The organism is Mesobacillus sp. MER 48 (assembly GCF_023714225.1).
Taxonomy (GTDB): domain Bacteria; phylum Bacillota; class Bacilli; order Bacillales; family Cytobacillaceae; genus Mesobacillus; species Mesobacillus oceanisediminis_A.
The window spans coordinates 283,808-303,292 of sequence record NZ_JAMAUR010000001.1; the positions used below are offsets into that span (position 1 = coordinate 283,808).

The window sequence follows — 19,485 nt, forward strand, 5'->3', positions numbered from 1 at the left end:
GGATTATTCCGGCCAAGTACCGGCCACATAAAAAAGCATTAAAGGGATGACCCTTTAATGCTTAACTTCTTTTTTCTTTAACTTTATCAACGATCAATGTATTTAACCTCGGTGCCAACTGGAACAAAATTGTTCCTATAAAAGCAATAACCAAGATATATATACTGGCGAAAACCTTTAACTCTCCAGTTGCAATTGCAGCTATGATTACGGAAAACTCACCCCGCTGAGTAAGCGATAGCCCCGCTTTTAGCGAATCGCTTCTTGACAGGCCAAACCATTGCCCTCCCATATACCCAACAATCAATTTATGGATCAACGACCACAGAACGAGCACGACAAGCAGTCCTAAATAAGGAATATCGCTCGTCAATTCAATGTGAAGACCAAAATTCAGGAAAAAGAATGGAAGGAATATATTCCTTACTGGCAATGCTGCTTTTTCAACCTTGTCCTTTATTGTTAACTCAGATAGCATCATACCAGCGAGAAAGGCACCGATTACCTCTGATAGCTCCAGCATTATGGCAATTCCTCCGTAGGTGAGGGCAATGCCGGTAATCAAAACGATGAATATATCGTCCTGGTTGATTTCTTTTAGAATTGATTCCGCCTTTTTAAAGACAACCTTTGCAAAGAACACGGCAATCCCGGCGAGAATGCCTATCTTCGCTAAAATTATTAAAAAATCAGTAACCGTCAATCCTTTTCCAGAGAGTCCAATAAGTACTGTTACAAGGACGGGAGCAATCAAATCCTCAAAAACCAGGATCAGAAGCATGAACTCGGATTCTTTATTCTCAGTCCTGTTCTTGTCCTCCAACAGTTTTGCCGTAATAGACGAACTGGTAGCATAGACAATTCCACCTACAATCAAGGATGATACCCAATCCAGTCCGAACAGCGAGCTGATCACAGCAGTTACCAAAACCCCCAGCACCACATCCAGCAAGCCGCCCTTCCAAACCCTGGAACTGTTCGATATCAACCTGTTTACAGGGAATTTCATTCCAAGAATAAAAAACAGCAGGACTAATCCAATCTCCCCTGCCACTTCAATTACTTTGGATTCTTTAATAACTAATGATAATACCAGTCCAAGTAAAATATATAATAATATATCTGGAATTTTAATCAATTTGATGCCAACCATGCCGATCAGAAAAAGCACCAACAGAAATATTCCAATGAATAAAGTCAAATTCAATTCAATACATCACCTTTTCGTTTTTTAAAAAAGCATTTACCTTCCTATTTTGTACCCAATTCATGACATTTCAACCCTGGAAAATTGAACTACTTACTGGCTTACTTACTGTCTGGATAAGAACTATTGAAGATTCACACATTAAATAGAAACATACTTTCAAACAGTACATTTACATCTTTTATGATAAAATAGATTATATATTCAAACGGTTGATTCTACTAAGGGGGAACAAATGAACAGCAGTCAAGAAGCAGTTCTTGCCCGGCAGCAGCATAAGGGCATTACAAAAACAAAACTAGCTAAAAGAATCTTTTTCATCATTTTGGGAGCTGTCCTGATGGGTGTAGGAATTGAGGAATTCCTCGTCCCAAACAGAATTTTGGATGGCGGAATTGTTGGCATTTCAATTATCCTCTCTCATTTAACAGGCTGGCGCCTCGGCCTCTTTATTTTTGTATTAAACATTCCTTTCTTTTTCATTGGTTATAAACAAATTGGAAAAACATTCGCACTTTCCACCCTTTTGGGGATTACTGTTCTTTCATTAACAACCAGCTTTCTTCATGAAGTACCTGTTTTTACAGAAGATTTGCTGCTTGCCACCGTATTCGGAGGGATCGTTCTCGGGGCTGGTGTAGGCATAGTCATCCGTTACGGCGGATCTCTGGACGGTACTGAGATTCTGGCAATCCTCGCAAATCGAAGACTCCCATTTTCAGTCGGTGAAGTCATCATGTTTTTTAACATCTTCATTTTTGGAACCGCAGGATTTGTGTTTGGCTGGGATCGTGCAATGTATTCGATTCTCGCGTACTTCATCGCTTTTAAAACAATTGATATTGTGATTGCTGGACTGGATGAATCAAAAGCAGCGTGGATCATCAGTGACCAGCATAAGGAAATCGGCGAAGCGATTCTTGCTCGGCTTGGCCGGGGTGTAACCTATTTAACAGGTGAAGGAGCATACACCGGGGATGACAAGAAAGTAATTTTCTGTGTCATTACCCGTCTGGAAGAAGCGAAACTAAAATCAATTGTCGAAGAGCTGGATGAAACTGCCTTCCTTGCTGTAGGTAACATTGCTGAAGTACGAGGAGGAAGGTTCAAGAAACGAAATATCCACTAGTGATTATTTTAACCGCAGGGAAAAAAGTGCAGCCCAGAGAACATCTGGGCTTTTCGTTTATCATCAAGTAATTTGTTAGCCCCATCACTCTTCCGCTGGTGCTGCATCAACAGCAATTTGATAGGCATCTAGCAAGTTGGATTTTTCACCTTCACTTTCAAGTCCTACGAGAAATTGGTCCTCACCTTGGTCCTCTACTTTCATTACCACAGTTTCTTCCCCTTCTCTCAACATCGCATAAGATAGTCCATTCATTTCAAACAATGCTTCTACTTCGAACTGTCTCTCATTTCCCATCTCATCTCTTACGGTTACCAGGTCCCTGACTGAATCATTGTCCATAGCTGCTCACCTCCAACATTAAATCATCGTATTTTTCCCTTCTCTGGCAGATATATAATTTTCATCATTCGATTTTTGGTTGAAAATAGCACTTCTAAATCAAAATAATATATGAATTTAAAATAAACTTTTAAATCCATTTCTTTATTTTCACCGATATAATATTTCTCACACACTATTTATTGGAGGCGTCCTACTTGAAGACAGCTGGAATTATTATTGGCTCACTCATCGTTTCATTTGCATTCAACCTCTTCCTGATTCCACATGGAATCATGAGCAGTGGAATCAGTGGTCTTTCCATCATTTTATCGATGCTCACATCTATAAATACGGGCATTTACAATTTCCTGTTGAACTTCCCCCTGCTTGTTATTGGTTATTTGAAATTAGGGAGAAAATTCATCATTTATACAATCCTTTCAGTCATTACCATCTCAATTGCACTTTATTTTATACCTGTATTTAAACTCGCTAAGGACCCGATTCTTTCATCCATTTTCGGAGGGGCTATTGTCGGACTGGGAATAGGTATTATCTTTCGCTCATCAGGTTCATCAGGCGGATTTGATATCATTGGAATGCTCCTTGCCAGACGAAAGGACTTTCCAATGGGAACATTATTGTTTGCGATGAATTCTATCGTCATTTTGTTATCAGGCTTCTTATTCAGCTGGGATGCAGCACTGAATACCCTTGTTTCCATTTTCGTTCTGGGAAAAGTGATTGATAAAGTTCATACACATCATGTGAAGCTTACTTTAATGATCATTACCAGAAAAGGCGAGGAAGTGAAACAGCATCTTCTTAAAAATGTCTATCGCGGTGTGACGGTTATCGACTCTATTGGCGGATACTCCAATGAGCAAAGCAATGTCATCATTACGGTCATATCCCGGTATGAACTTACCGAAGTCAAAACACTCATAGAAGAAATAGACCCTGAGGCATTTGTGAATATAACAGAAACCCTGGAAGTAATGGGCCTGTTTCATCGAAAACAACAACATTGAACAGCAATCAAGAAGCCAGATCATCTGCTTCTTGATTGCCCTCTGAAAATTTACAGGAAAAATCATCTTGAAATTTTTCTGGATTCATCATATAATAATTAAGTCGCTGAAATTCAAAACCAATATACCTTGTCCCAGTAGCTCAGTACGTTCGAATCCGCTTCATCGAAACGGCTTCAGCGTCCACATCGAGCCGCTTCTTGGAATTCATTCTGAGATGTGGACGGGATATCACACTAATCTAGTTACTTTCTCAAATTTCAACTTTATTTCTAATCTTGTCCCAGTAGCTCAGCAGGATAGAGCAACAGTTTCCTAAACTGTAGGTCGGGAGTTCGAATCTCTTCTGGGACGCTTAAAAACCTTGATAATATATCAAGGTTTTTTTATTTTTTCAGATAGTATTAATATTTCCATAAGAAATTTACGATATCCAATCACTTATTCTCTCTTTTCTCTGTCTCCCTTCTTTTTATAAGCTTCTTTTTTTTAGAGAATAATTTTCTTAGAGTTTTTATTAAACTGGTTGAGCAGTTGAGGGGAACTTTCCATTACCGTTATGAAAAATCACGCTTGTAGATAAAAAATAGATTTGGTTAAGAATTGTGGAACTAAAGCCTATGAAAATCGTCTATATAAGTGATTACAGAAAAGGTAAAGATTGAATGGGGATTAAAATGGACTGTTTGTGGTATTTATACACCATCAGCAATTCAGCAAAGGGGATAGGACATGAAAAATAAAAAGAAAGATCTGCCTTATCTATTATTTTTACTGGTCATGCCAGTATTAGGCATGATTTACAAATTAATAAACAACAATCCAAGGGAGGCAGTAATCCTTTCAACTGACTTCGATAAAATGATTCCCTTCCTTCCGGTTTTTATTATACCCTATATCATTTGGTACGGTTTTATTTTGGGTTATTTGGTGTATTTTTGGTATAAGGATACACGAGTTTATTTAAAGACATTGACTCTAATTGTTGTGGGAGAATTGATTTGTTTCCTGATTTATTTCTTCTTTCAAACAACCGTTCCAAGACCGGAATTGACAGGAGATGGGATCCTCATTGACCTTGTCGGAATGATTTATAGCCACGATCAACCCTTTAATGCTTTCCCTAGTATCCATGTGTTGACTACATTCACAATCATTCTTGGCAGTCTTCACATTCAAAACAAGCATATCATCCACAGGATTTTCATACCTTTAATGGGATCTTTGATCATCATCTCGACGCTTTTTGTAAAACAGCATTATATCCTGGATATGTTTGGTTCCATGTTCTTGACTTCATTCATCTATGGCATTGTTTTTGATGTACTGGAATTCAAGGTCGCTAAAAGCTCGGAAACCGTATATGTAAAAGATTGAAGAAACAACAAGGCCACAAAAGAGCTGAAAAGCACAGCTTTTTGCGGCCTTCTTTATTTACCTCTTTATTTACCTGTATCCTCATCGCTTCTGACATCCGGTTTGACAGGGTATAATTCTTCAGATGCCTCTGTTTTGTATCGGTAATTTCCATTGTTATACTTTTCGCCAACTTCCAAAACACTTCGGGATACGTATTTATGGAAAAAGTATTCAGTAACGGCAATTCCGCCAGCTTCTATTAAGGATGGGAGCAATAGGCGCTCTCCATAGGTCAAGCTTTCTCCTATTATTCAAATGATCATAAAGACAAGTCCGAAATCTGCTAATGTTGCGATCGTATTATTAGTCTTTGACAGAAGGAATAAGTCCCCTATTAAGTATGAAGCAATAATAAGGATCAGAGAAATCAATAGTACGTTAGTAAATGGCATTTCATATATTACCCCAAGGATGGTATACAGCAAGGCCAGGCTCTAAGGTGTTCCCACTCCATCTCCACCAATATTTAAGATTTATATTATTTTTCTCCATTCTATTTATTCCATACTTTTTTCTGCAAAACAACAGAGATCAATCCAATTAACAAAACAACAATAATGCTGATAAAGAAACCCATTCGTATGCTCTTCTCAGCCAGAGTTCCTGTAACTGCAGCAAGAATAAGGAATATGCCCAATGTGGAGAGTGTTTTCCCCCATACCTTCATTTCAACTAATTTAAGCCCCGACAGGATAATGAAAGCCCAATTGAATAGAATCAGGATTCCTGCGGCAGTAGTAATATACTCATATATTTTTCCCGGAAGCAGCAACGCGGTAATTATGGAAGCGATCAGTCCTACTACTGCAAGTCCCAGGGATGGAAGCGGCAATTGCTTCCACTTTTCAATTTTCTTGGAGAAAATCTTCGGAGCATCCCCATCCTCGGCCAGTGTGACGAGCAAGGTTGTAACACCAAATAAAGAAGCTGTCATAGTCGAAAAACCTGCGAGAATGATTGCAGCATTGAATACATGCGGAAAGAAATCCAACTTGAACTGACCCATGGCAGTTACAAATGGACTTTCCTTATCGTTAAAAGCTCCGTGTGCAGCCAGAATGACAGCAAAGCCCAATGAAAGCACGTACACAATGACCAGTAAAATCAGCATGATCACACCCGCTTTTGGGGCATCTTCTTTATTTTTCAATCTTGTCGCCATCAATCCGATTACCTCTATTCCTCCATATGCGTAAAAAGCATAAATCAGCGATGACCAAAAGCCTTTTAGTCCGCCAGGAAAAAGTTTATCTACTGAGTTCGGCATATAAACTTCCTGCGTTTCAAGATTGAACAATCCGAAAAGAGCTGCTGCAGCAATAAGGATGAACATGATGATGGCTGCCGTTTTAATAACCGCAAGCAAATCTTCAACCTTATCAAAGCCTTTATTTCCGGTTAGGACAACGCCGATTGAGAGAACTGCGTAACCAGTTGCAAAAATCCATAAAGGGATATGGGGAAACCAGAATTGGGATAAGATCGAAAGAGCGGTTAGCTGGCTTCCCATAATCAGGATATTGGAACTCCAATAATTCCAGCCGCAGCTGAACCCAGCCCATTTTCCGTAAGCCTTTTTGGCATAAAAGCAAAAAGAACCATCCTGTGGGTCTTCGGCTGTCATTTTTGCCAATAAATTATAGACCAGGTAAGTACCAATAGCCGCAAGGATAAATGAGATGACGATTGATGGCCCGGTGATTTTGATTCCAATGGCTGAACCCAGGAAAAAACCTGTGCCGATCGTACATCCCACACCGATAAGGGATAATTGCCACCATTTTAAATCTCCTTCATTTGAGTGATCCCCGCCTTTGGATTTTACAGATGGCAGAAAAAAATCCATTCCTTTCTCCCCTTTCTCGATAAGTATTATCATTAGAGAATCCACCTGATATTATGTATTGAGTGATAAGGCAAAAAAAAAGCCAATTCCCTAAGGAATGACTTTTTTAGAGTTAATTCTTGCCTTTATCGGTATCCGATTCCTTGCTCAATCCAGTCATTGTGCGATACAACTGTGTATACATGCTTCCTTGCACGATATTTTCAAGAAAGAATTCACCAACTAGCTCTTTATACTCCTCATCTTCAAACATTTTCTTATTTTGAAGCTCCATTTCCGCTAACCCTTCATAGGTGGAAACTAATGCATAGGTATGATCTTCTCCTGATATTGGCGACAAAAGCTCCACCCTATGGTCATACTGTTCGTTCCGGAAATTTTGAATCAAGCGCAGATTCTTGATCCCGTCCGGGAACTTATCTTGTTTCAATTCAAATGTTTGAATAACAATGACTGACATATCCTATCCCCCTGTAAAATGGTCGATAGGTTTAGATTTTTCCAAAGGCAACAAATCTATTCATTCCTAGTCAGGAGTTATAAAGATGTAGCGCATCCTGTTATACTTCTCTTCTCAAAGCCTGGAGCACATCTACTTTTGTAGCTCTCTGTGCTGGACGCAAACCAGAAAGGATTGTGACAAGGTAACAAATTATGAAGCTGATTATTGGCAGTGTAAAGGGAATATGGCTAAATATCAACCCCTCGGGCGGTTCTTCACCAAATGCCTGCTTTATGATGATCGGCAATCCAAAATTAACAATTATACTTATAACATAGGCTACGAGCGTGCCGATCGCTGCTCCGATCAAGCCGATATAACTGCTTTCCAGTATGAAGATCTTTTTGATTGTCTTTGGATTGGCACCAATCGCTTTCATGATTCCGATATCTGGTGCCCTTTCTGTAACGGCCATGGTCATTGTGTTATAAATTCCTATCGAGGCAATGATGATGGCAATCGTTCCGATGAAAATAAGTCCAGCCTTCACGATCGTGAACATTACATTCACATCCTTCAATTCATTAATGACCGAATAGGATGGAAAATTGTTTTCTTCAAGCTTAACTGTAATATCTTTTACTGCTTCCATATCTTCAGCGTATATTTTAACCTCGTCAAACTGGTCAGCCGCTATTGCTGGCAGTTCCATGTCTGGGTTGTTCGGGTCCTTCATCATTCCCCGCGGTGTTCCTGTAAACTCCTCTACTTGCTTAAGGACCCCTTCGGAAACAAATACCACATTGTCATAGACCCATTCCTTCGTGGGCTTCTTACGGATTCCTGCAATGGTAACTTCCAGCTTCTCTTTTATTTCTTTGCCATCTTCAAACTTGATTACGTTCATGATGATTTTCTTTCCTACAAGTTCACCTTTGTATTGATATTCTTCTTTTATCTGGCCGTTTTCATTATATATGTCTTCTGTTGCACCTCCGTTAGGTCGCAAATCTTCAACAAAATGGTAGCCAACAAGCACCTCATTGTCTGATTTCGGCAGATGCCCATCTGATAATTCAAGCCCGGACTTCATTTCGGAAGGCATATCGGCAACCACTGCCCGCGCAAAGGTCTGGTGTTCACCAACTTCAAACTGATAATCCTGGAGGTTTTTCCTTCTGGTAACAGCTTTAACATCCTTAATTTTTTCAAAAAATGCAATATCCTTTTCGCTCAGCTGTTTAAATCCATTTTGAGGATCTTCTTTTCCTGGTACTTCTATCTCTGTCACAATCCTTCTTTCCAGCGTTTCTTTCACAATCGATTTATGAAGCCCAAATCCTACAGAAGCAAGGACAATGAGGAATGCAACACTCATCGCTGTGGCCAGGATGGTCATGAACAGCCTTGTCCTGTTCTTCTTCATGTTTTGCCTGACGAAACGAAATTGATCTTTAAGCCTCATTTGCAATCACCTCTTCAACTACTCTTCCATCTTTTAATTCAATGGTCCGATGGCCAATCCTTGCAACCTTGTCATCATGGGTAATGATTAAAAAGGTTATGCCAAGTTCACTATTTAATTTTTTTATGAACCTAAGCAAATCCTCTTCCGTTTCTGAATCCAGACTTCCAGTCGGTTCATCCGCCAATATGATCGGCGGATTGACAATCAAAGCGCGGGCAATACTCACTCTTTGCTGTTGACCACCCGATAGTTCTCCGGGGTAATGATCCTGAAAGTCTGCCAATCCAACCATATCCAGAATTTCGCTTGTCCGCAGTTTTCTTTCTTGCTCTTTCACGCCCTTTAAAATCAAAGGCAGCTCAATATTTTGATAGGCAGTCATACTTGGAATCAACTGAAAGCTTTGAAAGATGAAACCGAGATGGTGAATTCGGAAATCTGCAAACTTCGCCTCGGACAAGGTCGATGTTTTGATCCCATTGATGGTTATTTCCCCATGTTTTGGGCGAATGAAGCCACTGACTAGATTGAGTAGTGTTGATTTTCCCGAACCGCTTCTGCCTACAATGGTGACGATTTCCCCTTTCCCAACTTGCAAAGAAACATCCTTTAAAACAGGGATGACTGTCTTCCGCCCTTTTTTACCAATTTCAAATTCATGACTCAAATGGTTTATTGAAATCATAACTCTACTCCTCATACATTTTATTGAATATTAGTAATTAAATGCCAGTACCTACGATGAAAAACATAGGCGATTACTTTCATCGCCTAAATCCTGTATCAAGCTGGATATTTCTCTGACATGACTTTTTTCAATTGTTTCCTGGCTCTATGCAGCCTTGTTTTGACTGTCCCGGATTTGATGTTCAACTTACTGGCGATCTCATTTTCCTTTAAGCCGTACTGGAGTTTAAGTACAAGCACCTGCTGATATTCTTGGGTCAAAAGATATAGAAGATGCTGGATTTGCTCCTTGAACAGAAGTATTTCTACTTCCTTCTCTAGTGATTGTTCAACGTCGTGATCGCTAAAAATCTGTTCCATGATGCTTTGATCGGATGGTAGCCATCTTCTCCGCTTCTCTGCCCGCAAATAATCAATGGCGGTCCTGGCTGCGATTGCCGCTAACCAGGAACCAATCTTATACTCGTCAACAATGGTATCAGCTTTTTTATATGCCTTTATAAAAGTTTCCTGGACCACGTCTTCAGCTAAATGTCGATCTTTAGTAATCCTGAAAGCGATTTGCTGAAGTTTTTTGCCATGTATCCTATAGAGTTCATCAAAATCAATATAAGCCATATCGATCCCCCTTGCCCAGAAGCTGAAATTCATTTCAACTTCAACCTTTCCTGTCTCTATTTGTCTATTATTAAAGCTGTAAAGCAAGGCTGTTGATTTCGTTACTGGCGATTTGCTATCCAATAAAATATCAACATTGTGCCTTTACAGTACCCTATTTAAAGTACTGCTTAATGAACGTTGGAACATCTTTACTGCTGAATGTCCGTATTTCTTTGTGGTTTCCTTTCTTGTAGACAAAAACAGCGGTATAAGGCTCCTCATTAAACCACCCATAACCTGCTTTCTCTATTGCGGCACGCAGCTGGTCATCGTTCGTTATTTTAAGCGTATTTCCATCATTCAATATTCGATTTAATAATTCTTCTTCTTGATATTCTTTGAATTGATCTGATTTTATAGATTCATTTGTTACGACAATATAGTCTAAGTCCTTGGGAGTCACTATGGCTTCCTCAAGCATGCCGTTATCCTCCAGCCACTTGATGAAGCTTGAATAAGACTGTTTTAGTTCTACATTTTCATAGTTATTGATACCGGACATGATTTCAATCGATGACGTATTTCCGACTGGATAATTGTTCACGGTATAAGGTTCCCGCTCAATTTCTTTCCTCAGGATGGAGATAGCCTGTTTGATTTTCTCTTTATCTGTAATCGTCAACGGCACATCTGTAATATTCTTATTGATCTGGATGGAATTAACATCTTCGGTTTTAATGTTGAATACTGGATTATGAGCATGTTTATACTCGGATGATTCATAGATCTTTTTTAATTGCGGTACATAGTCGTTCGGATTGATTCTATACTGGCGGACCAACCTGTCTCCGTTTTCTAATTCATAGATAAAAAGAGAATACTCTTGAGATTTCATTCCTTGTTCATTTGTTTTTTCATTATGAATGATACTTTTATGGAATTCCCTTACAGCCACTATGTTTTCCCGCTCGAACATTGGTTTTGGAGCATAAGGGTCATTTGGATCGGAATAAATACCGTTCCCATAGATGACACTTTTGATGTCATTAAGTGCAGGTACCTTTTTCTCATAAGGAGCAAATGCCTGGGTAATCATGATTAAGATTGCCAGTACGACTGCATAGGCCACCAGACCCCTTCCGCTGCCAAATACCCTCCATGTTTTCTGCAGAACCATCTCGGCAGCGAAATAACCGATTGTCGCTCCGGCAGCATAACCGAAGATCAGCCAGGCGAATTCATTTTGCATGGCATCGAAATACATGCCGCCCAGCAGTGTCATGCAAAAAACAACTCCGAACTTAAAGACCTTTTTTAAGCCTTTAAAAGCTATGGCTTCTGACGCGGATTCTATATTCCTCTTTTTATAGATTAATAGTGACAATATGTAAGCTGCTATCACTATGACTAGATAAAGGAGAACGGCCTTAGCAGATATAGATTTACTCTCAAGCAAAGCGAGATGCGAAATAGGTGAAAGATATTCAATATTCCTGATTTGGAAATAATCACTAGGAAAACCATATAACAACAGACCAAGATTATAGATAATCAACAAGGTAAAGCCTGCCGGGAACAACAGCATGATATATGTTAAAACTCCCTGTACCACTGATATCCCAGTAACCATTGCCATTAATACTCCGGATAGGAAAAATACAGCATTGTATAAAATGACAATTCCAGTCCAACTGAGAATGTCCCCAAGCTGGAAATACAAACCCAACCCAAATGCACTGTGGATAATGACCGCAATCAAAGCATTCAATACAACGGGGATAATCAGAAACACAAACCCTGTCAGTGTATAGAAGTGGAAAATATGTTCCCGTTTCAAAGGCAGACTATGCATTAAATCAGCTGCCTGTTTAACATGTAAGAAACGGTAAAGAAAGATTGCCATCACCACAGGTACCGTGATGATCATGATAAACTGGATCGCAAAGTCGAAGTCGAATAATCCTTCTACAGGTGTAAAATAGCGGTAGTCATCACCGGAATAGTTCATCATGATTCTTAATGGTATGGCAAAGAATAACGCAAGAAAATAGATGACGGATATCCAGCCGATATTCCTTCCAACCTGGAGGATCATTTCCTTATTATTAAACAATGATATTCTTGATGGCATAACCGATATCCCCCATCTCATAAATGAAGATTTCTTCTAATGTCAATGGAAGCAGGTCGAAGATAACAGGCTGGGTTTGACTGAAGACCTTTACGATTTCTTCTTCTTTCCCCCGGATAATACATACCATTACACTTCCTCTTTTTTCGCAATGGAGCATTGTCAGGCGTTGTCCAAGATATTCTGGTGCTTCCCCCTTATAGGCCACCTGTACTTTATGAATATCAGACTTGAGGTCATCAAGGTCTTTTTCCAAAAGCAGTGAGCCTTGATGCAAAATTCCAATATGGTCACAGATATCCTCGATTTCACGCAAATTATGAGAAGAAATCAAAATGGTCATTTCCCGATCTGCTACATCCTGAATCAATAGGTTTTTAACTTTTTTCCTTGCTACAGGGTCGAGCCCGTCCATTGGTTCATCAAGAATCAAGACTTCTGGCATCGTCGATAATGCAAGCCAGAATGCTGCCTGCCGCTGAATTCCTTTTGAAAAAGTGTGCAATTTCTTTTTTATGCTGAAATCAAAGACCTCAGCTAATTTTACAAATCTTTCCTCATTCCAGGATGGAAAAATGCTTTTATAAAAATTGGCCATCTGCCTGACTGTATATTGAGGAAAAAAATACGGCTGATCTGATATGTAAAAGATTTTTTGCTTCAATGCCTGGTTTTCATATATGGAATTTCCTTCAAGCATCACTTTCCCCGAATCCTGTTTGTAAATGCCGGCAAGCAATTTAATGATGGTGGTCTTACCTGCACCGTTGGAACCGATCAGCCCATAGATTGAACCTTTATTGATGGTCATATTGACATTTTTTACAGCTTCTTGTTTTTCAAATGCTTTATTTATTTCGATCATTTGAATCATCCTGCCCGTGTCCCCCTTTCGTAGCTTCCACGCTTTTGACCAATTCATGGAGTGCCTCTGCAGATACACCAAGGTATAATGCCTCATTCAGGAGTTTTTCCAAATCCTGTTTTACCTGCAGTATTTTATCGATATCTTTACCAGTATCCATGGGGTTGACGAAACTCCCCTTGCCTTTTAATGAATAAATGAACCCCTGTGTTTCAAGTTCTCTATATGCCTTCTGGATTGTGTTCGGGTTTATAGTCAACTGCTGTGCCATATGTCGTACGGAAGGCAATTGTTCATCAGGTTTGAGCACTTCATTGATAATCAACTCTTTCATCTTATCAACCAGTTGTTCGTATATCGGTTTTCGGCTCCTCAGGTCAAGCTCAAACATAATGACCCCCAATCTGTACTAAGTGTACTATTATTATTAATACAGTTAAATTATATGCCAACCTCTTCCAGAAAGATAGGGGGAAATTTCTTAATAATTTCTTAAGAAAAATTAAGAAAAGCGAGAAAGGTGATTTTAAAAGCCACCTACTCCAGGTGTAATTTTACACGATTATTAACATCCGACTCAATAGCTATTTTAGAAATTTTTGGAATTCCTTACTTTTTCAAAAAAAAACACCCTAGAAATGAGATGGAGTGATAGCGAAAAATGTATTTATCTATCGTGCGTGCTATTCGGAAAAAACTTGACGCTGACGTTTGTATCTCGACAAATTCAATAAACTCCTTTTCCACTTTTCCATTTTCCATTAAACACCATCAATCCCATAATACATTAAACCCAATTTATTAAACCATAATATTACGGGAGGTGAATTTCTATGAAATGGTTGCTTGCATTTGGACTTATACTATCGAGCAGTACCTCGGACAGCCATGATGATATATCTATTATTTGGGAAGATGAGCCGGTTGCGGAAGTCCATCGAACGGATTTTTCCATACCATGGTTCGGATTTCCGATTCTTAACCATACATTGCTTCACACCTTGAATATGCAACTTTCCAATCAAATAAAAAAAGAACCGAAGAATGCAGGACTTGATGATTATGGAAATATCATACCTGAAAAGGTTGGCTACACTCTTGACGAAAAAAAATTCAAAGAAAGGTTCGCTAAAAGTTTTTTTGATCACGGGCCTTCACAAATCTTAGTTCCAACACGTCGCGTGTATCCCAAGGTCGACAGTGAAATAATCGCCAACATCAGGACTAAACTAATTGGCCATTACATAACCTATTTCAACAGTGCCAATAAAGAAAGAACCCATAATATTTCCCTTGCGGCAGATGCTATCAATAACCATGTCGTTTTTCCTGGTGAAATATTCTCCTTTAATAAAGTTGTCGGAAAAAGAACAGCTTCCCGTGGTTATCAACCCGCACCGATTATTGTGAGAGGGGAACTATCGGAAGGAATCGGCGGAGGCATCTGCCAAGTGTCTTCGACTTTGTTCAATGCTGCAGACCGCTCAGGTTTGAAAATACTTGAGCGATACTCACACAGCAAGCAGGTCCCTTATGTCCCTCCTGGAAGAGACGCGACTGTCAGCTGGTATGGCCCGGACTTTACTTTTAAAAACAAACATAGCCAGCCAATCTTGATCAGGGCGAAAACCTATCCCGGAAAAATGGTCGTCTTAATTTATTCATCAGATGAAATCGATATTGAGAAACGTAAAGTTCCAAGTACGGATAGTAACGCCATAATTCCGGAAGAACCTTTATAGATACCAGAGGAATCCCAATTTATTAAGGGATTCCTTTTATTTAACAGGAAAACCTTTACATCAAAGTAAAAAGTTATGTAAACTTATGGTAAAAGATGGTTTCGCAATAGCCCTTTCTTATTATGTCTATAACAGTTCTTCTTACCCATACATCAAGTCCTGAATACTAAACAAACCCAGAAAGTCGGGAAGATCTGAAAAATTCAAGGAACTAGTTTTATAGAATTATTCCAAAGGATGTGAGATATTTGACACCAAAAAAAAATACTACACCCATTCGAGTCAATGTTTTGTTCTTTTCTGTTTTTATCCTTTTTTCACTGCTTGTCCTGCGTCTCGGGATTGTTCAGATAGTCCATGGAGAGGACTATAAACGGGAAATCAACCGTAAAGAAGATGTTACGGTCAATAACCCGGTCCCGCGAGGAAGAATGCTGGACAGAAACCTGGAGCTCATTGTCGACAATAAACCTCTAAATGCTATTACATATACAAATGAAGGTGCCTCCCAGGAGGAAATGCTCGATGTAGCAGGAAAGCTGGCCAAAATCATCGATAAAGATACTGATAAAGTCCGTGAAAGAGATATGAAGGATTTCTGGATGCTCAAACATCCAGAGGAAGCAAAAGACCTTATAACTGAAAAAGAAATGGACCAGTTCAGAAATAAGAAGCTGAAAAACAAGGATTTATATAAACTCCAGATTGAAAGGATTACAGAGGATCATCTCAAGCAATTAAGTGAACAGGACATTGAGGAGCTTGCTATTTTCAGCATCATGAACAACGGATATAAGTTCGTTCCACAGATCATTAAAAATAAAGATGTATCAAAAGATGAATTTGCCATTGTCAGCGAAAACCTGACTCTTCTTCCAGGCGTGAATGCAACGACAGACTGGGAGCGCGAGTATAAATATAAAGAAACCTTCAAACCTGTATTGGGCAAAGTGACTACTAGCAGTGAAGGTCTCCCCGCTGACAGGATTGATTATTTCATTTCTCGCGGATATACCCGAAATGACAGGGTAGGAAAGAGTTACCTTGAGCAAGAATATGAAGATATTTTGCAAGGAACAAAAGAAAGGGTTATAAATATCACCGATAAAGCAGGCGTTCTCCTGGAGAAAGAATTAGTAGCCGAAGGCCAGCGCGGTAAAGATTTAATTCTCAGTATAGACATGGACCTGCAAGTGGCTGTAGAAGAAATCATTGAAAAAGAATTATGGGCAGCGAAGAGGTCGCCAGGAACCGGACTGCTCGACAGTGCTTATGTCGTGCTGATGGACCCAAATACCGGTGAAGTATTGACCATGGCAGGAAAAAAGATCGTAAAAGATAAAAAAACGAATGAAGTCCAAATGCAAGATGACGCATTAGGTAACATCATCAACACCTATAATGTTGGATCTGTTGTCAAGGGAGCAACCGTCCTGACTGGTTATAAAACAGGCGCAATCAGTCCCTGGACCAGTTTCGATGATCGGGCTTTGGACATTAAAGGTACACCGATAAAAAAATCCTATAGTTATTTAGGGTCCTTGAATGATATTGAAGCATTAAAAAAGTCCTCCAACGTTTATATGTTCCATACCGCAATCAGAATTGGGAATGGAGTCTATCGCTATCAAAAACCGTTGAATCTGGACCCACAGGTTTGGGATACAATCCGAAACTCATTCGCTTCATTCGGTTTAGGTATCAGGACAGGTATCGACTTGCCCAGCGAACAAACCGGAGCTAAAGGAGCCAACTCTCCAGTCGGTAAAGTGCTGGATTTGGTAATTGGACAGTATGATACCTATTCGAATATGCAGCTAGCCCAGTATATTTCTACGATTGCCAATGGCGGGCACCGGATGCAGCCAAGGGTTGTCAAGGAAATACGTGAACCAGCAATGAACGGCGATCTGGTCGGACCGGTTTATAAATCGTTCTCGCCAAAAGTTCTCAATGATATTGACATGGAAGATCAATGGCTTGCACGCGTCCACACTGGCTTTAAAAAAGTCATGCAGGAACCAGGAGGTACTGCTTATCGATATTTTGGCAATGCCACCTATTCACCGGCAGGGAAAACTGGTACTGCCGAAGCCTTTTATGATGGCCAGTACAGAGTAAAAGGTGACCCTCTCATTGAAACAATGAATATTAGCCTAGTTGGCTATGCCCCTTCGGAAAATCCTGAAATCGCCATGGCGGTCATCGTGCCATGGGCTTATCAGGGCAGTGTTGACCACGGAGCGAATAAAAAAATCGGCCGTGCCGTGATGGACGCATATTTCAATATGAAAAACCCATCAGAGCAGACGAATGATGAACAATGAAAAAGCTGTGCCGGCTGGCACAGCTTTTCTTATGTTTTTACAATTCTTTTGCTAGAGAAGGCTTTTTCATGTCAACACTTTCAAATGCTGCACCAATCTTTTCTTCAGCCTGTGCGAATTTCTCATCGGCTGCTTCAAATGCTGGAGCATCCTTCTTCAGCTCTTCTGCTTTCAAATTATATGATTCTGCAAGATCTTTAAGAGCCGCTTCAAGGTCTGCTTTTTGATCTTTCAATTCAGCAGGAACTTCCAGTCCTTCAACTTTAGTTGCAACTGCAGCAGCTGATTCACTTGCCGCTGCCTTCTCTTCCGGTTTAGGCTCCTCTGCTCCCTCATATGCATTCAAGTCAGCATCAGCCTCGTTGATTGTGTTCACAATGCTCATGTAAAATTTGTACATGGCGCTCTTAGGGTTTACTGCCGGCTTTTCGGCTGTTTCTGTTTCAGCTTTTTCGGGTTCTGCTTCTTTGTCCGCCGAACACGCTGTCAATCCAAGTGCAAAAGTAATTGCAGCAAGTAAAATCCAAAACTTTTTCATTCTGATACTCCCCTTCAATCTATATATATGCTTGTTGTGAAACCGGAATTTCACACAGCTTTTTCATTATATAGGGATTATTTAACAAAAATCAAATTTTTTATTTGTTTTTTCAAAAAAAGTCCCTATTTACTTTGAAGCAGCAATGCATTATCTTTTCAGCGCTTTACCATTGTAATAAAATCATTCGTCATTGTTTTGAATTCAGCTTCCCTCATGAATCCGATTTTTTCATACAACTTAATGGCCCTTATATTAAAGGACGCTACAGTAAGCCTAAACGGCTGGTTTTGTGTGCTGGACTCCAAATCTTTCAATACAAAAGAAAAGAAAAGAAAACCATAACCTTTTCCTGTCATCTCCGGTGCCAGGCCAATCCCTATATCTATAGCCGTTTCACTATAAACTCCGATCTCTCTTCCTGCAGGAACTTGCGCAGAAGGTCCTGTGCAATAAAAACCGATTAATGTACCTGCCTGATCTACTACAGTCCGATAACCTTCATTCAAGAGCTCCTCTATTGATTCCTCACTGACAGTATTATTGTAAAGTTCATAAGGCGAGTCATATACCCAGTTCAGGATTGTTACTGCAAGGTCCCTGGTCATCTTGTTGCTGACGAATTCCAACTTTATGTCCCCCCTTTTTATTTTCACAAACAAACTTAATAATTCAGTAGAAAATATGAAATTCCTTCCTTAGATTAAATTTTTTAGGTTGATTTGTCATTCTTTTGTAATATCAGGTTTAATAGTTTTATATATGGGAATATTACAAGTAACAAAACGATGACAGGAGCGATTACATAATGATGACTACATTTGTATTACTTGGTGGAGCTTTCGCAATCGCCGCTGGTTTAAATTTCTTTGCAGTTAATGATGAAAATGCATTTATAGATGATGAAGCAATTAACTAAAGAGACGCTGCAGCAGCGTCTCTTTTTTCTGTGCCAATTTTGAAACTTTTATTGTATTTTTAAGCTGTCGCAGGAAATAATAGAATAAAAGAGAAATACTTAAGCATAAACTGCTAGCCTCATTTCAATTAAGGAGGTACGGATTCATGCAAACCCCAGATATATTGCCCGGAGAACAAGTGGCACTATGCAAGGTGAAAGAAGATGATTTAGAAAAATGGTGGAGCCTTATCCATAATGATGAACACCCCGAGTGGAAAAAATGGGATGCTCCTTATTATCCGTTGAGGCATATTGAATATGAAAAATTCAGGGAACAGATGAGCAACCTGATCCAACAGGGCTATGATCGGAAATATTTAATCAAAGTCGATGATGAAATCATTGGAATGGTCACATATTATTGGGAGCACGAATCATCTCAGTGGCTTGAAATCGGGATCGTCATCTATCTCCCTGAATTCTGGAATGGTGGATATGGAACAGATGCTCTAATAGCCTGGATCCAGCATCTTTTCGACACTTTCCCCATCCCCCGCATAGGTTTTACCACCTGGTCTGGAAACGCCAGGATGCTGACTGTCGGCAAAAAACTCGGCATGGTTGAAGAGGCAAGAATCAGAAAGTGCAGGCTATATAACGGAAAATACTATGATTCAATCAAAATGGGGTTGTTAAGGGAAGAATGGGATGAACGGTATCAGGGATAATCTTATAAATCATTATCCCTATCAGATTGAAAGGAAAAATGCCTGGCTTCTGTCAGGCGTTTTTTGATGGACCTCAATGATTTTCGGCGGAATGGTGACC

General features: G+C 39.6%; 18 protein-coding genes, 1 tRNA gene and 1 pseudogene. 7 read left to right on the plus strand and 13 right to left on the minus strand.

Going from position 1 to position 19,485, the window contains the following annotated elements:
• Positions 1–61: 61 nt before the first annotated feature.
• Complete coding sequence (locus M3593_RS01355; RefSeq protein ID WP_251540345.1) at positions 62–1,207, minus strand: cation:proton antiporter; 1,146 nt, start codon at positions 1,205–1,207, stop codon at positions 62–64.
• 235 nt (positions 1,208–1,442) lie between these two features.
• Between M3593_RS01355 and M3593_RS01360 the strand changes: the two genes are divergently transcribed.
• The gene (locus M3593_RS01360; protein WP_144480639.1) at positions 1,443–2,336 is read left to right on the plus strand and encodes a YitT family protein; all 894 of its coding nucleotides are present in this window, start codon (positions 1,443–1,445) and stop codon (positions 2,334–2,336) included.
• An 84-nt stretch (positions 2,337–2,420) separates the two neighbouring features.
• On the opposite strand, the gene M3593_RS01365 is transcribed toward M3593_RS01360, so the two are convergent.
• The gene (locus M3593_RS01365; RefSeq protein WP_144480637.1) at positions 2,421–2,678 is read right to left on the minus strand and encodes a DUF1292 domain-containing protein; all 258 of its coding nucleotides are present in this window, start codon (positions 2,676–2,678) and stop codon (positions 2,421–2,423) included.
• A 197-nt stretch (positions 2,679–2,875) separates the two neighbouring features.
• Here M3593_RS01365 and M3593_RS01370 point away from each other — a divergent pair, with 197 nt between their 5' ends.
• The 3 genes from M3593_RS01370 to M3593_RS01380 all read left to right on the plus strand — a co-directional run bounded on the left by M3593_RS01370 (position 2,876) and on the right by M3593_RS01380 (position 5,068).
• Positions 2,876–3,691: a YitT family protein gene (locus tag M3593_RS01370; RefSeq protein WP_144480635.1), complete on the plus strand. Its 816-nt coding sequence runs from the start codon at positions 2,876–2,878 to the stop codon at positions 3,689–3,691.
• Positions 3,692–3,971: 280 nt separating this feature from the next.
• Positions 3,972–4,045 (plus strand) — tRNA-Arg (locus M3593_RS01375).
• Positions 4,046–4,423: 378 nt separating this feature from the next.
• A complete protein-coding gene (locus tag M3593_RS01380; RefSeq protein WP_251540347.1) occupies positions 4,424–5,068 on the plus strand; it encodes a phosphatase PAP2 family protein in 645 nt (214 codons plus the stop codon).
• Between the two features lie 65 nt (positions 5,069–5,133).
• Here M3593_RS01380 and M3593_RS01385 read toward each other — a convergent pair.
• The 9 genes and pseudogenes from M3593_RS01385 to M3593_RS01425 form a co-directional block, all read right to left on the minus strand.
• Positions 5,134–5,535 (minus strand): annotated as a pseudogene (locus tag M3593_RS01385) (DUF2512 family protein).
• A 68-nt stretch (positions 5,536–5,603) separates the two neighbouring features.
• Positions 5,604–6,956 (minus strand): amino acid permease, encoded by a 1,353-nt coding sequence (locus M3593_RS01390; RefSeq protein ID WP_251541223.1) that lies wholly within the window; start codon positions 6,954–6,956, stop codon positions 5,604–5,606.
• Positions 6,957–7,068: 112 nt separating this feature from the next.
• A complete protein-coding gene (locus M3593_RS01395) occupies positions 7,069–7,416 on the minus strand; it encodes a hypothetical protein (protein WP_144480627.1) in 348 nt (115 codons plus the stop codon).
• A 100-nt stretch (positions 7,417–7,516) separates the two neighbouring features.
• Positions 7,517–8,863, minus strand: coding sequence for an ABC transporter permease (locus tag M3593_RS01400; RefSeq protein ID WP_251540349.1), 1,347 nt, complete (start codon positions 8,861–8,863; stop codon positions 7,517–7,519).
• A complete protein-coding gene (locus tag M3593_RS01405) occupies positions 8,853–9,551 on the minus strand; it encodes an ABC transporter ATP-binding protein (protein ID WP_144480623.1) in 699 nt (232 codons plus the stop codon). The genes M3593_RS01400 and M3593_RS01405 overlap by 11 nt, the downstream gene beginning before the upstream one ends.
• A gap of 98 nt (positions 9,552–9,649) precedes the next feature.
• Positions 9,650–10,171, minus strand: coding sequence for an RNA polymerase sigma factor (locus M3593_RS01410; protein WP_251540351.1), 522 nt, complete (start codon positions 10,169–10,171; stop codon positions 9,650–9,652).
• Positions 10,172–10,325: 154 nt separating this feature from the next.
• Positions 10,326–12,284, minus strand: a complete 1,959-nt coding sequence (locus M3593_RS01415) for a DUF6449 domain-containing protein (RefSeq protein WP_144480621.1) — start codon at positions 12,282–12,284, stop codon at positions 10,326–10,328.
• The gene (locus M3593_RS01420; protein WP_144480619.1) at positions 12,259–13,158 is read right to left on the minus strand and encodes an ABC transporter ATP-binding protein; all 900 of its coding nucleotides are present in this window, start codon (positions 13,156–13,158) and stop codon (positions 12,259–12,261) included. Before M3593_RS01420 ends, M3593_RS01415 begins: the two co-directional genes overlap by 26 nt.
• A complete protein-coding gene (locus M3593_RS01425; protein WP_251540352.1) occupies positions 13,133–13,540 on the minus strand; it encodes a GntR family transcriptional regulator in 408 nt (135 codons plus the stop codon). The genes M3593_RS01420 and M3593_RS01425 overlap by 26 nt, the downstream gene beginning before the upstream one ends.
• 442 nt (positions 13,541–13,982) lie before the next feature.
• Here M3593_RS01425 and M3593_RS01430 point away from each other — a divergent pair, with 442 nt between their 5' ends.
• Positions 13,983–14,891 carry a VanW family protein gene (locus tag M3593_RS01430; RefSeq protein WP_144480615.1) on the plus strand — a complete coding sequence of 303 codons (909 nt, stop codon included), beginning with the start codon at positions 13,983–13,985 and terminating at the stop codon, positions 14,889–14,891.
• Between the two features lie 248 nt (positions 14,892–15,139).
• Complete coding sequence (locus M3593_RS01435) at positions 15,140–17,218, plus strand: peptidoglycan D,D-transpeptidase FtsI family protein (RefSeq protein WP_251540353.1); 2,079 nt, start codon at positions 15,140–15,142, stop codon at positions 17,216–17,218.
• A 37-nt stretch (positions 17,219–17,255) separates the two neighbouring features.
• On the opposite strand, the gene M3593_RS01440 is transcribed toward M3593_RS01435, so the two are convergent.
• Together M3593_RS01440 and M3593_RS01445 are read right to left on the minus strand one after the other, a co-directional pair.
• Positions 17,256–17,756, minus strand: a complete 501-nt coding sequence (locus tag M3593_RS01440; RefSeq protein WP_251540354.1) for a hypothetical protein — start codon at positions 17,754–17,756, stop codon at positions 17,256–17,258.
• A 158-nt stretch (positions 17,757–17,914) separates the two neighbouring features.
• Positions 17,915–18,385 (minus strand): GNAT family N-acetyltransferase, encoded by a 471-nt coding sequence (locus tag M3593_RS01445; RefSeq protein WP_251540355.1) that lies wholly within the window; start codon positions 18,383–18,385, stop codon positions 17,915–17,917.
• 436 nt (positions 18,386–18,821) lie between these two features.
• On the opposite strand from M3593_RS01445, the gene M3593_RS01450 reads away from it, so the two are divergent.
• Positions 18,822–19,385, plus strand: coding sequence for a GNAT family N-acetyltransferase (locus M3593_RS01450; RefSeq protein WP_144480611.1), 564 nt, complete (start codon positions 18,822–18,824; stop codon positions 19,383–19,385).
• Positions 19,386–19,485: the final 100 nt, after the last annotated feature.